The organism is Sulfuricurvum sp. PD_MW2 (assembly GCF_002633015.1).
GTDB lineage: Bacteria > Campylobacterota > Campylobacteria > Campylobacterales > Sulfurimonadaceae > Sulfuricurvum.
In genome coordinates, this window is the sequence record NZ_NSIU01000002.1 from 85,188 (window position 1) to 98,208 (window position 13,021).

Here is a 13,021-nt window from a genome sequence, read left to right on the forward strand (position 1 = left end):
TACTTCTTTATATCATTCTTTAGGTGTAATTATAGCTTCTCATGTTGAAACCTATAAAAAGAGAAAGGAAAAATACTCTACAATTAAGCAAAACTTTTGATGAGTAGTGATTGCCATGAATAACGACAAAACCCTTACATTGGAAGAGATGCTGAAAAATTACAGCCCTGAGCCTTTGGAATACGATCCTGAAATTGATGGTGGCAGTGAGCACCTGATTCGAGAAGATCTCCTCAAAAAGAAAGAGGAACTCAAAGACGTTGTAACCAAACTTAAAGAAAAACAGCGTGAGATGAGAAAAGTGCGTCGTTAAGGCCGCCTCGCTATAATCACCAAAAACAAAACCGAGGTACTTGAATGCTTCAAAATGCATTTGACGCTTTTAACAACAGGGAATATGCAAAAGCCCTTGAACTATTTGAAACACTTGCGCTCCAAAACAACCCTACCGCACTCTCTTCGCTGGGGTATATGCATCAAAAAGGTCTTGGGGTAGAGCCCTCATCTGAACGTGCGTTTCATCTCTATACGCAAGCTGCAGAGTTAAACGAACCCGCCGCCCTTTATAATCTCGCACTCATGTATGCCGATGGCGTCGTAGCGCCTCATGATCAGTTCAAATCGTACGAGTTGATGCTCCGTGCGGCGGTTCTCGAATTTCCTCAGGCACAGTTTGAAACGGCTCTGGCACTGGAACGAGGTCTTGGATGTGTACAAAATTTCTCTGAAGCGGCATTCTGGTACGAAGAAGCAGCAAAACGGGGTAATGCAAACGCGTTTAATAACCTCGGTGTTCTCTACAAAGAGGGACACGGGGTTCTGCAAGACTATCCTAGAGCTTTTATCTGCTTCTCACGTGCGGCAAATGCCAATCTCGCCGAAGGGCAATACAATCTCGGACTGATGTACGATCAGGGACTGGGGTGTGAGATGAATAACGATACGGCGCTGGAGTGGTGCCGAAAAGCCGCCTATAACGGCCACGAAAAAGCCAAAGGAATTATCAGGACTTTGCAAGAAGAGGGTAAAATTGTATTTTAACAAAGGGGAACTATGTTTACAGGATTAATTCGGGAGATGGCAAAGGTGAAAAGCTTTGGAAGGAATCGATTATCCCTCAAAGCCGCACATAAACCTTCACTCGGCGATTCCATTGCCATCAACGGTACCTGTCTCTCGGTTGTGAGCATCGAATCCGATGGATTCAGCGTCGAACTTTCTCCCGAAACCCTAAAACATATTGCTACAGAAAAACTAAATGGCTTTGTGCACATCGAACCCGCGATGATGATGGGAGATCGTTTTGAAGGGCATATCGTCCAAGGGCATATCGATACAATCGGCACTGTACGCTCTATCACCGATAACGGTAACAGTTATGACGTTGTCGTTGATATCGATCCCGAGTTTATCCCCCTCATCCCCCCAAAAGGGTCTATTACCATTGATGGAGTAAGCCTCACGGTCAATGATGTCTATGATGATGCTTTCCGTCTCACCATCATCCCGATCACCATGCGTGAAACCCTCTTCGGTACTTATAAAAAAGGGACGCGGGTCAATATCGAAACCGACGTATTTGCCCGCTATATACGCCATATTCTAGGAAGCACCGCAAAATCGAAAAAAATCGGCTGGGAAGAGATTGAACGAATTCAATCGCTATACTAACAATCTCTTTCCCCGCCAAAAATACACCGACCGTTTTTAATCAATTTACGAATCAGAAAAAATAGCGCAATAGCAGCAATCACTCCGCTTCCAATCGCTTGAACCATGAGCGCTTTGGTATAAAAAACATAAGTTGCAATTACAAATAAAACAGTTAGAATAAAACACATTGTTCCCTCCGGAGAGATTATGAAAATTGAATCGATTATGATGATTGCGTTTATCGGCGGACTTGGACTCGCCGTTTGGAAGTTATACTATTTTTTCCCTACAAAGCGGCTTGCCGATGATGATACCACTCCTGAGTCAGTCGAACTCTTAGAGCGGATAATGATCGAATCGTACCACGAGGGGATCAGCCATTCCGAACTCTACACAGCGATGCAAGCTCATAGCGATTTTGATCCCGAACACTTCTGGCGTTTTAACGAAAACCGTCTCCGCCACCTCATCGAACACTACCGATTTAAAAATCCTGATTTTCGTCTCTAAGGCTTTGGGCATTAGGATTACATTTTATCTTATGTTCCATATCGACTTTCTCATACCTCTCCAAAATGCGTCGTGATGCTATCGTTGCATTCCGATACCTCTCGCCTGAATTGAGATAGACATTAAAACCGTTTTCATAGAGAGCCAGTCGTGTGGAGAGTGCTGTCGAATAGGTCGTAACTATGCCATCCTCCCCAATCAGTCGTGCGATATCGGCAAAATATTCACGGGTCCAGAGGATCGGGTTTGTTTGGGGACTAAAAGCATCCTGATAACACACATCCCATTCCCCCTCCAACGCTCTCATCGCAACACGCGCATCGATAATATCGACCGTAATTTGCGTCCGCTCGTCCTCATATCCGCCAAGAGTAGCAATGTCAGTAATGATATTTCGGTAGGGCTCAAAGATCTCGGGATAGGGGAAATCGACAAGGGAAGCAACCAGTTCACCGTCCAGTTCCGGAGAATAGATCTCTAAGGTCGTATCCGGATAATAGGTATCGCGCCAATAGAGGCTAAGAAGTGTATTAAATCCCAAACCGAAACAGATATCTATAAGTCGAAGATGATCTTTTTTGGCATGGATCTCAAAAGCGGGTTCGATGTGTTTTTTGAGCGATTCGTTCAGCGCACCGTCTTTAGTCGAATGATAATGCTCGTCATATTGAGGAGAATACGCCGTATAACTTCCATCATCGCTTTGAACCCATCTCTTCATAATCCTTTACCCCACATGTGCATCTTCTTTCCGATAACTACCTCATACCCATCGATCAGGTCGGTGATCGCGTTAATCGCCCGAAATTCCGCTTCATCGAGTAGTGATTCGATCTCAGCAATACCCATAGAACCGTTTTTTTGAACAATAATAATTTCACAAGCGTTGAGCAAACTCCGATAAATCAACTCCAAAAATTTCTGTGGAGATTCATGCAAGTGCAATACATCCTGTACGATCACGGCGGCGTAATCACGGGGAACCCCTCCGGCAGGAGAGCGGTAATCTTTAATCGTGAAGGTTTTATGAAATGATGGATGTATTAGGGGGAGGTGTTCTCCCGGAAAGAATGAAAAATCAACCACTCCTTCATAAGGAGCAAAAAAATCTCCCAACTCCTCAGACAAAGAGTCACAATGACTCGTTGCCACCATAATTTTGGTATGGGGGGTGGGATGGAGAAGCGAGGTAATCATAATGACAAATCGTGCAACTCACGGAAAAGATAGGCTTCAACAATATCATCGATTGTTTTTTGAAAATGGGCAACCAATACCATCATCTGCTGATCGAGAAACTCCATAACAGGTTCATAGTTATTCGTCACGATAACAGCGTCGCACAATGTTTCTATTTCGGAACGACACTGATAAAAATTGATCTCGATGACACGCCCCTCTTCGATCTCTACCGTCGCCCAATAGCTTGCGGATAAAATACCGGTAAGTTCAGATTCCTGAGTATCGTCACCATCCATTGGCAACAAAAGGAGCATTATTTTTCTACCTTCGAAAGGTCAAGGGATAATGCTTCGTTATCCATGATATCGATATCACGGCGAAGTACTTCGGTCGCGATCGCTTTGGCATCTTCCAAAGAGTGCATGGTGTAGGTACCGCATTGATAGACGTTGAGTTCAGGAATATCGTCTTGGCACTTGACTTCCAAAATATCTTTCATCGACGCTTCCCACGCATCGGCAACTGTCTCTTCGCTCGGGGTACCAATCACCGACATATAAAATCCGGTTCGGCATCCCATCGGAGAGATATCGATAATCTCGGTACTCTCTGAGTTGAGATGATCCCTCATAAATCCGGCAAACAAATGCTCCAACGTATGAATCCCCTCAGGAGAGAGGGTCTTTTCATTCGGTTTGACAAAACGTAAATCAAATACCGTGATATCGTCCCCTTTTGGGGTCTTCATCCCTTTTGCACGGCGAACGGCAGGAGCGGGCATAATGGTGTGATCGACACAAAAACTGTCAAGTAATGGCATGAAAATCCTTAATTTTTTATCTTTAATGGGAGCAATATTAGCATATTTTATCCCTCATCGCTATAATTTGACCATTAATAGAAGGATCTAACATTATGACAAGCCTCTTTGAGCCTCAAACAGCCGCTCAGTATGAAAACGACCCGCTGGGGATGAGAGTTTACACCTCTCAACTCTTGGGTCAAAGTAAAGAACTCGTTCTCCACGGCGGCGGAAATACCTCGGTGAAAATCGGTAACACCCTCTATGTCAAAGGGTCCGGTTGGAATCTGGATACAATCGAAAAGCCTGGATTTTCTCCGGTAAACCTTGATGTCCTTTTGGAGATGGCAACACGAGAAAGCCTCAGCGATACACAGATGGTCGCCGAACAGCGTGCCGCAATGAGTGATCAAAGCTTTCCTAATCCCTCGATCGAAGCGATCTTGCACGCTATTATCCCCTATGCTTACGTCGATCATACCCATGCCGATGCGGTTGTCACTCTCACCAATACGCCCAACGGTAAAGAATTAGTACAAAAGCTTTATGGGGAGCATATGCTCATCATCGATTACGTGATGCCCGGATTTGAACTGGCAAAACATATCTACGAAATTACCCGAAACATCGACTGGAATACCCTATCAGGGATGATTCTCATGCATCACGGCGTTTTTACGTTTGATGACAATGCACAGCGTGCCTATGAGAAGATGATCGACATCGTCACCATCGCCGAAGCGTATCTTGCAGAGAACGTCACCCTTGCCTGTGGTGATTGTGAAGGAAAGGGTGACAAAACGATTGCCGAAGCAGTGGGAGCTGAAGCGGCAAAACTGCGCGGAAGTGAGCTGTTTCCCCTACTCATCGACTCACCTCGCGCGCAACTCTTTAGTATCCTACCCAATCTCGACACTCTGGTAAAAAGAGGAGGTTTAACTCCTGAGCATGTCATCCGGATCAAACCTTTTCCCGCCATAATTGATAGCGATATTGCAAAAGGGATAGAATTGTTTGCACAGGAATACAAAGCCTATTTTGACGCCAACGCCTCCGTAGAGCACATCTGTCTGGATCTTGCCCCTCGCTACGCGGTAATCAAAGGGCTCGGAATCGTAGTTCTTGGAAAAGACGAAAAAGAGTCGCGTATCATCGGTGAAATTGTCAAACATACCATCACCGCTATCCTCTCGGCTGAACAGCTCGGAGGGTGGGGATCACTCACCCTGTCTCAAATGTTCGAGATGGAGTACTGGGAACTTGAACAAGCTAAATTAAAGAAATAAGGAAAAAATATGAAAATTACAAAAAAAGTGACCTTTATCGCCAAAGAAGAGCACATCGCAACGGTCAAAAAATTATTAGAGGATATGGTAGCCCCTTCACTAAAAGAGCCTGGATGTTTGTTTTACTACATCTTCCAATCCCAAAACAATCCGCGTAAATTCTTTGCAGTTGAGTCATGGGCGGATGAGGAGTCTTTGGAGGGGCACAAGCACACGGAACATTATGCGTACTACAAATCACACTATGAGCCGTTTGTAGACGATAAATACACCGAAGAGCTTGATTTACTCGATGAAAAAGCTTACGGGTTCTAAATCCCCGGAGCCTTCCACATAGGCTCTAAAATACCTTCTTTGACCAGTTCCATCTGTTTGGAGTAGATCTTAAACCATCTCTCTTTGATCTCGCCATATTGTGCGTGATTCGCCATGCTTGGCTCATAAATACGCTCGATTTTTACGATTTCATTTCCGGCTTCTTCAAAGCTTTTATAAATTCCAGAACCGATTCCGCACGCCATTGCCACACCCAATGCCGTAGCTTCTTTGACAACAGGAACTTTGACTTCAATCCCTGTAACATCGGCTAAAATCTGCGACCATAGCGCTCCATTCGATGCACCGCTTGCAAACGTGATGGAAGTGGGTGCAATACCGCTAAAGGCTTTGATATTCTCCAAATTGATCGCACTGACGATACAGGCATTCTCTTCGAGAGAGCGAAACATCGATGCAACGTTGTATTTTGACTCATCGAGTCCCAACCCGATAAACGATGGAGAGGCATGTATCCACTCCCCATAGTTCATTCGGTCACTGAATATCGGTGTAACACCATACGATCCCACTGGAATTGACGCTGCTATAGTTTCTAGTTCACTGTAGCTTTTACCGCATCCAAACGTATTGCGAAACCACCGCATCACGAGTCCGGAAAAAAAGGTGATCCCCTCAGCCTGAGACATTCCGCGTACGACATGCGGATTCACCCGAAGCAGCATTGCATCGGAAAGCATCCCATTAGAAGGTATATTGACCACCTGCTGCCAAAAACTCCCTCCTAGCACGACGGCATCGCCAACGTGTGAAGAACCTAAGCCTGCGGTACCGATCTGGACGTCACCACCCCCCATGACAACGAGTGTTTTTAGACTTAATCCCGTCTCAAGAGAGGCTTGAGTACTCACACTCCCGAGCACGTCCCCGCTCTCTTTGACCGGAACAAATAGATCCTTCAGCCCGCATTGTTCAAATTCACGTGTATTCCACTTTCTCTCTTTAAGACTGAATGCTCCCGCCGTTCCTGCATTCGAAGGCTCAGAAGCCAGCTCTCCGCAAAGTTTGAAAAGTATCCAATCACTGATCATTGTAAAATAGCGTGCTTTTTCGTATAGCGCGGGTCTATTATTTTTCAACCAGAGCAATCGCGGTGCAGCGGAGAGGGCAAACGTTTGTCCGCTTATTGCGTAATTTTCCCTCTCTAGATGGGGATAATTTTTTTTGAGAAAGCTTACCTCTGCACTAGCGCGACTGTCAACATTAGCAACGGCCCAAAGTTCGCGTTTTTGATCGTCATAAACAACGATCCCTTCTCGCATGCTTGAAGCCGATACCGCCACAATATCTTCTGCACTGATTTTCGCTCTGTCGATCGATTCGCGAATGCACTTTTTAGCCAGTTCCCATCCGCGCACATAATCAAATCCCATAGATCCATAAACATCCGTTTCAGCAATATGTTCCCACTCGTATTGTGCAATCGCAATTTGCTTTCCGAGTGTATCAAAGATAATAGATCGAATACTCCCCGTACCCGCATCGATGACGAGAAAATAGCGATTCAACGAAGCTCTTTCATGTTCACAAAAACATTCATCGGGATATGTTGATCCATATCTGATTTGACTTTTTCGATATGTATGTTGCAAATTGAATCTTTAAGTTCTTCAGCCAATTTTTGCAATTCAAGGATACTTTCGCGCTTTGCGATGCCGCGCGCTGAACATCCGGTAGTTCCCGTGTGGTTATAGGTCATACGATACATAGTGTTATCCAAAATTATTATTTTAGACTAAAGAAGCAAAGAGAGTTCCAATCTGAAAAGAAGAAGAGAGTAGAGGGGGAAAGGCAGTGTATTAAACACTTGCCTCTTCACGACGTTGCAAATAATCCCATTGTTTGTCGATACGTGCTTGCCACTCATCGATAAGGTATTCATTTTGTTTGGTAAACAAATGTTTGAAACGCCCTTGTGCACCAAGGTAATCACGTACCGGAATGATGTTTTTCGGACGGTAGGTAATGTTTAGTTTTGTCCCGTCAATGATTTCATACAGTGGGAAAACCAATGAGTCGGTTGCCAAATCAGAGATAGCAATCGTATCTTCCGGAGCAAATTTCCACTCAGTTGTACATGCAGACATTGCATTGATGTATACGGGACCTTCTGCTTCAAACCCTTTTTGGATTTTAGCAACCATATCTTTCCATTTATTCGGAGCAACTTGTGCAACATACGGTGCACCGTGTGCCGCCATGATAGCCATCATGTCTTTTTTGTTACGTTTTTCACCGTAACTGACACGTCCTGCAGGTGTTGTTGTTGCTGATGCACCGATCGGCGTAGATGATGAACGTTGTCCACCGGTATTTGCATACACTTCGTTATCCAAACAAACGTACATCATGTTATGACCACGTTCAAAACATCCCGAAATCCATTGGAAACCGATATCGTATGTCGCACCGTCTCCACCGAATGCAACGAATTTAGGCGTGCGATCCGGTTGTTTTAAACGTCCTTTGGTTTTAAGCGCTTTGTACATTGCTTCAGCACCCGCAACTGCAGATGAACCGTTCTCAAACCCGATGTGAATCCAAGAAGCATCCCATGATGTATACGGATAAACAGCTGTACATACTTCCAAACATCCTGTTGATGCCGCAAGAATCAAATCATCGTTTGTTGCATTCAATACTTCACGAACAATAATTGAGTGAGCACATCCTGGGCAAAGAAGATTTGCCCCTTCAAAACGATCTGCTGATGTCGAGAACTCTTTTAAGTTCTTAATTTTTTTCATTTCTGACACGGTGGCTCCTTAGAAAAAAGAGAGTTTCGGCCCGCGAAGACCGATATATTGTTGCAATGGAGTCGTCGGTTTACCCGCATCCGCATTTGCTTTTAACTCTTTGAAAATTGCAGTCAAATGTGCTTTTGTCAAGTCACGACCACCCAATCCATAGATGTAGTTGGTTAATACCGCTTTTGTATCGGTATTGAACAACGCACCGGAAACTTCATTGTACAATGTACCCATTGCACCGTGCGGGCTAGAACGATCCAACAAACCGACTGCTTTAACATCTTTCAATGCCGCAGCGATTTGCTGCAGAGGCCAAGGACGGAATACACGGATTCCGATAACCCCTGCTTTAATACCGTGCTGTTCGCGCATCTCTACTGCAACTTCACGTGCAGTTTCTACCGATGTACCCATACAAACGACAGCAACTTCCGCATCTTCCATATTGTAGGTTTCAACGATGTTATATTTGCGTCCTGTCAATTTTTCGAAATCAGCAAACGCTGCTTCGATTTTTGGAATAACGATAGTCATCAATGCGTGTTGTTGACGTGCTTTGTGCTCAAAGTGCCAATCTTCTTCAGTTTGTACACCATGTGTTACCGGATGATCAAGATCGAGCATGTCATTCATAGGTTTATATTCGCCTACGAATTTGTATGCTACCTCATCGCTCAACGTTTTTACCCCTTGTGCAGTGTGTGAGGTCATAAATCCGTCTTGGTTAACGATAGCCGGCAAACGAACATCATGATCTTCTGTCACTCTGAAAGCGATGAAGTTCATGTCGTATGCTTCTTGCGGGCAGTATGCATCCAATTGAATCCATCCGCTATCACGTCCCAAATACATATCGGAGTGGTCACCGTTAACGTTAAGCGGTGCACCAAGCGCACGGTTTACAACGTTCAAAACGATCGGTAAACGCATCCCCGATGCAGAATAAAGAGTTTCAACCATCAAAGCGAAACCTTGTGAACTCGTAGCAGTCGCTACACGCCCACCCGCAGCTGCAGCACCGATACAACATGACATTGCACCGTGCTCAGATTCGGTCATAACAAACTCACCGTCAACATAACCGTTAGCCGTGAAATTCGCATAGTTTTCAACGATTGGAGTCGATGGTGTGATCGGATACGCTGCAACAACATCTACTTGCGCTTGACGAAGCGCATGGCTTGCTGCCATATTACCGTCCCAGACCTCGATATCACGTAGTTCCATTGTATCAGCCATTAGTCTTCCTTCACTTCAGCATCAGCTTTTTTCTCTTTTTTTGGCCATTCGGCAAGGGCTGCTTCTTCATCTTTTTGTTCAGGGAACATTAGAAGCGATTTTGGATTGGTCGGACATACTTGGACACAGATCCCGCACCCTTTACAGTGATCGAAATCGATACCGACCATTTTTTTATCCCGTGAAATGATTGACATATCAGGGCAGTAAATCCAGCAAAATTGGCAATCGATACAATACTCTTTGTTGAACAAAGGTTTTTCAATACGCCAGTCTGCTACACTCGCCGTAAACGAGTTTGATTGTGAATAAGGGCGGTTTTCCGGAAGCGTTGTTGCGATATCTTGCGTTGCTCCATCAAACGATCGGAGCATGGCACCGATTTCGAACCCATCCCATCCTTTTTTTTCCATCATGTGCTCCTTATTTCACTTCATCATACGCGCGCTGAATCGCGATCATGTTTGCATCGATAATTTTTTGCGGCAATTTTTTGAGGACACGGATCATGTTCTCTTTGAAAAAATCCATATCGTACATTCCAGAAACTTTCATCAAAGCACCCAACATAGGCGTGTTCGGAATCGCTTTTCCGATCGTCTCTTGGGAAATTTTGATGCAGTCTACCGTGTACACTTTTTTACCGGCAAGTTTCGGTTGTGAAGCGATCAACTCTTCCGTACTCAAATGTGTCGTAATAATGTAAGTTGTATTCTCTTTTTCGTTGGCGGTGATATCTGCCACATAGACCAATGCCGGGTCAATAACCAAAACATAGTCAGGACTCATATATTTTTCGTGGTTTAAGATGACTTTGTCATCAACACGATTGTACGCAGTCATCGCTGCTCCGCGCTTTGCAGATCCGTAAAACGCAAATGCCTGTACATGCTTACCCGTGGTGGATACAACGTCGGCCAAACCTTTTGCACCGGTTACGGCGCCTTGTCCGGCTCGACTATGCCATCGAATCTCTAGCATGAATTCTCCCTCTGACTTAAGTTTAAGTTGAATTTTATCAATACGTGTATTCTATGAAAGTTGCTCTTAAATGTAGCTTTTCACTTTTTGTGAGCTCGAAAATACAAACAAAAGTGTTACTTTCAAACCCGCTCAGCGATGTATTTGACCGCTTCGAGCGCATCATTTTTTATAATGTCAGTTAATGTGAATAATTGTTCTATTTTATCATAACCGCTTGTTACCGCAACACACTCTATTCCTGCCCGTTTTGAGGACTCAATATCCAGACGAGTATCCCCGATCATCCATACCGATGCTATGGCACCGTTCATTTGTTCAATCGCTTTTAAGATAGGTTCAGGATGCGGTTTGGGGTTCTCCACATGTTCTCGTCCAACCAGAACTTCAAAATAGTGCATCAGCCCGAAATGTTCCATCAATTCACGCGAATAAAGCCCCGTTTTTGTCGTCACGATTCCCAGACGGGCGAATGTCGCCGCCTCTTTTACCGCTTCGATAGCATTAGGCAACAATACTGTTTTTTGACACGATATTTCTCGATAATAGCGTTTATACACAGCAACATGCGACTCAATCTGATCACTTTTTACCCCTACTCCTGCAAACATCGTCTCCAAAGTATGACCGATCTGAGAAGTTATCATCGCATCATTAATCGATGTGTCTGTCCCATGCGTTCTTAAAGAGTGGTGAAAACTCTCTAAAATCGCTTCGGTAGAATCGATCAATGTTCCGTCCAAATCAAATAAAATAATTTTCTTCACTTTTTCTCCCAATCAATATAATCTTCCCAAATACCGTTGATCGTCGGTTTTATACCGCTGATATGGCGGCTGTACACATTAATTTGATTCGGTATTACCAAAAACAAATAGGGGTTATCCGACACGATCTCTCGAAAAATCTGTCGCTGCAACGATGCTATTTTCTCCGCATCGGTAGAGTTCTCCATTGTTTCTATCAAGCGATCCGCTTTTTTTGAGTGATATCCTACCAGATTAAATCCACCCGGAACATCGCTCTGACTGTGCCAAAGAGCATACGGATCAGGGGTCAGCGAAAGAGACCATCCCAAAAGTACCGTATCAAATTTTCGGGGAGCCACTACCGTATTCAAAAATGCCTGCCACTCCATCACCCGTAATGTCACTTTTACCCCGACATCGAGCAACTGACGCTGCAATATCTCCGCTGCGTAGGGGCGGATAGCATTGGAGTTGGAGGTCGCAATCTCAAATTCCAGCGGATGGTCGGAATCATATCCTGCTGCTTTGAGAAGTGCTTTTGCTCGAATAAGATTACGTTGCGGAGGTTTCACCTCATCATTGAACCCTTTGCTTCCCGGCAAAAAAGGGCCGGTACAGACATTGCCGTGTTTGAAAAAGAGAATATCAATCAACGCCTGACGGTCAATTGCCAACGATAGCGCTTCGCGCACACGGGGATCTTGGAATTTTTTGAGCCGCAAGTTAAATCCCAAGTAGGTATAACTGTGTGAAGGAAGTTCCAATGTCGCAAATTTTGTATGAAACGAAGGATCGAGTTGACGCTCGTATTGCATCGGATCAAGCCCGTCTACATCGATTTGCCCCGATTTGAGCATCAAAAAACGGGTCATCGGGTCACTGATCACATGAAATACGATTCGATCGATCTTCGCTCTGTGTTCAAAATAATTCGGATTTGCTTCTAGGACAATCTGCTTGGAAAACTCCAATGTTTTGAGGGTATAGGGTCCCGTACCGATGGGGCGAGTATTAAATTTAGACCCCATAATATCCTTCTCGCTTTTGAGGATATGTTCAGGAACAATCCCCATCATCCAGACTTCGAGCGCTTTGAAATAAGGCTTTTCATACACGACACGCAACGTATAGGGATCAATGACGATGACATTTTTGATCACTCGAAAATCTGAGGCATAGGGGGTAATCGTTTGGGGAGATTTGATCAAATTGTAGGTAAAGAGAACATCACGTGCGCTAAACGCCCTTCCATCATGCCATTTGACTCCGCGGCGAAGTTTGAACTCGATCACTGTCGGTGTCACAAAACGGTATGACTCGGCCAAATCTCCGATAATTTTTTGTCCGGTTTTATCGTATTTCACCAATGAATTGAACAAAAAACCCGCGATTGAAGAGCTTGCCGAATCGGTAGCGATAAGGGGATTGAGACGTGCCGGATTGGAGGAGGCACTCAAATGAAGGGTCGAAGCGATCAGCCACGTACTGAGTAAAAGGAGAAGTAATAGTTTCAATCGTAACCCGTTTTTTTGG

At 44.6% G+C, this 13,021-nt stretch carries 19 protein-coding genes; 6 read left to right on the plus strand and 13 right to left on the minus strand.

The genetic code is table 11. The features are described from left to right. The first annotated feature begins 115 nt into the window (after positions 1-115). The 3 genes from CJD30_RS02310 to CJD30_RS02320 are packed head-to-tail and all read left to right on the plus strand — an operon-like array spanning position 116 to position 1,671. Positions 116-313: a hypothetical protein gene (locus CJD30_RS02310; RefSeq protein ID WP_294915901.1), complete on the plus strand. Its 198-nt coding sequence runs from the start codon at positions 116-118 to the stop codon at positions 311-313. 44 nt (positions 314-357) lie between these two features. Beyond that, positions 358-1,041 (plus strand): tetratricopeptide repeat protein, encoded by a 684-nt coding sequence (locus CJD30_RS02315; protein ID WP_294915903.1) that lies wholly within the window; start codon positions 358-360, stop codon positions 1,039-1,041. 12 nt (positions 1,042-1,053) lie between these two features. Next, the gene (locus CJD30_RS02320; protein WP_294915905.1) at positions 1,054-1,671 is read left to right on the plus strand and encodes a riboflavin synthase; all 618 of its coding nucleotides are present in this window, start codon (positions 1,054-1,056) and stop codon (positions 1,669-1,671) included. On the opposite strand, the gene CJD30_RS02325 is transcribed toward CJD30_RS02320, so the two are convergent. Continuing rightward, a complete protein-coding gene (locus CJD30_RS02325) occupies positions 1,668-1,841 on the minus strand; it encodes a hypothetical protein (RefSeq protein WP_294915907.1) in 174 nt (57 codons plus the stop codon). The genes CJD30_RS02320 and CJD30_RS02325 overlap by 4 nt on opposite strands. 19 nt (positions 1,842-1,860) lie before the next feature. On the opposite strand from CJD30_RS02325, the gene CJD30_RS02330 reads away from it, so the two are divergent. Then, positions 1,861-2,163 carry a hypothetical protein gene (locus tag CJD30_RS02330; RefSeq protein ID WP_294915909.1) on the plus strand — a complete coding sequence of 101 codons (303 nt, stop codon included), beginning with the start codon at positions 1,861-1,863 and terminating at the stop codon, positions 2,161-2,163. On the opposite strand, the gene CJD30_RS02335 is transcribed toward CJD30_RS02330, so the two are convergent. The 4 genes from CJD30_RS02335 to luxS are packed head-to-tail and all read right to left on the minus strand — an operon-like array spanning position 2,138 to position 4,165. After that, positions 2,138-2,884 carry an MnmC family methyltransferase gene (locus CJD30_RS02335; RefSeq protein WP_294915911.1) on the minus strand — a complete coding sequence of 249 codons (747 nt, stop codon included), beginning with the start codon at positions 2,882-2,884 and terminating at the stop codon, positions 2,138-2,140. The genes CJD30_RS02330 and CJD30_RS02335 overlap by 26 nt on opposite strands. Then, a complete protein-coding gene (locus CJD30_RS02340; RefSeq protein ID WP_294915914.1) occupies positions 2,881-3,360 on the minus strand; it encodes a hypothetical protein in 480 nt (159 codons plus the stop codon). The genes CJD30_RS02335 and CJD30_RS02340 overlap by 4 nt, the downstream gene beginning before the upstream one ends. After that, complete coding sequence (locus tag CJD30_RS02345) at positions 3,357-3,659, minus strand: hypothetical protein (RefSeq protein WP_294915916.1); 303 nt, start codon at positions 3,657-3,659, stop codon at positions 3,357-3,359. Before CJD30_RS02345 ends, CJD30_RS02340 begins: the two co-directional genes overlap by 4 nt. Further along, on the minus strand, positions 3,659-4,165 hold the full coding sequence (gene luxS, locus CJD30_RS02350; protein ID WP_294915918.1) for an S-ribosylhomocysteine lyase: 507 nt from the start codon (positions 4,163-4,165) through the stop codon (positions 3,659-3,661). Before luxS ends, CJD30_RS02345 begins: the two co-directional genes overlap by 1 nt. Before the next feature lie 95 nt (positions 4,166-4,260). Here luxS and CJD30_RS02355 point away from each other — a divergent pair, with 95 nt between their 5' ends. Both CJD30_RS02355 and CJD30_RS02360 read left to right on the plus strand, forming a co-directional pair. Beyond that, complete coding sequence (locus tag CJD30_RS02355; protein ID WP_294915919.1) at positions 4,261-5,433, plus strand: class II aldolase/adducin family protein; 1,173 nt, start codon at positions 4,261-4,263, stop codon at positions 5,431-5,433. A 9-nt stretch (positions 5,434-5,442) separates the two neighbouring features. Beyond that, complete coding sequence (locus CJD30_RS02360; protein ID WP_294915921.1) at positions 5,443-5,748, plus strand: putative quinol monooxygenase; 306 nt, start codon at positions 5,443-5,445, stop codon at positions 5,746-5,748. On the opposite strand, the gene lsrK is transcribed toward CJD30_RS02360, so the two are convergent. The 8 genes from lsrK to CJD30_RS02400 form a co-directional block, all read right to left on the minus strand. Continuing rightward, positions 5,745-7,277 (minus strand): autoinducer-2 kinase, encoded by a 1,533-nt coding sequence (gene lsrK, locus CJD30_RS02365; protein ID WP_294915923.1) that lies wholly within the window; start codon positions 7,275-7,277, stop codon positions 5,745-5,747. The two genes, CJD30_RS02360 and lsrK, sit on opposite strands and share 4 nt — an antisense overlap. Further along, the gene (locus CJD30_RS02370; protein WP_294915925.1) at positions 7,274-7,489 is read right to left on the minus strand and encodes a hypothetical protein; all 216 of its coding nucleotides are present in this window, start codon (positions 7,487-7,489) and stop codon (positions 7,274-7,276) included. The genes lsrK and CJD30_RS02370 overlap by 4 nt, the downstream gene beginning before the upstream one ends. Before the next feature lie 79 nt (positions 7,490-7,568). Further along, positions 7,569-8,516 (minus strand): thiamine pyrophosphate-dependent enzyme, encoded by a 948-nt coding sequence (locus CJD30_RS02375; protein WP_294915928.1) that lies wholly within the window; start codon positions 8,514-8,516, stop codon positions 7,569-7,571. Positions 8,517-8,534: 18 nt separating this feature from the next. Then, on the minus strand, positions 8,535-9,758 hold the full coding sequence (locus tag CJD30_RS02380) for a 2-oxoacid:ferredoxin oxidoreductase subunit alpha (protein ID WP_294915930.1): 1,224 nt from the start codon (positions 9,756-9,758) through the stop codon (positions 8,535-8,537). Then, positions 9,758-10,171, minus strand: coding sequence for a 4Fe-4S dicluster-binding protein (locus tag CJD30_RS02385; protein ID WP_294915932.1), 414 nt, complete (start codon positions 10,169-10,171; stop codon positions 9,758-9,760). Before CJD30_RS02385 ends, CJD30_RS02380 begins: the two co-directional genes overlap by 1 nt. Before the next feature lie 10 nt (positions 10,172-10,181). Further along, a complete protein-coding gene (locus CJD30_RS02390) occupies positions 10,182-10,739 on the minus strand; it encodes a pyruvate flavodoxin oxidoreductase subunit gamma (RefSeq protein WP_294915935.1) in 558 nt (185 codons plus the stop codon). 122 nt (positions 10,740-10,861) lie between these two features. Then, on the minus strand, positions 10,862-11,506 hold the full coding sequence (locus tag CJD30_RS02395) for an HAD family hydrolase (RefSeq protein WP_294915937.1): 645 nt from the start codon (positions 11,504-11,506) through the stop codon (positions 10,862-10,864). Next, entirely contained in the window at positions 11,503-13,002 is a 1,500-nt protein-coding gene (locus CJD30_RS02400) for a peptide-binding protein (RefSeq protein ID WP_294915939.1), read from the minus strand. Before CJD30_RS02400 ends, CJD30_RS02395 begins: the two co-directional genes overlap by 4 nt. Positions 13,003-13,021: the final 19 nt, after the last annotated feature.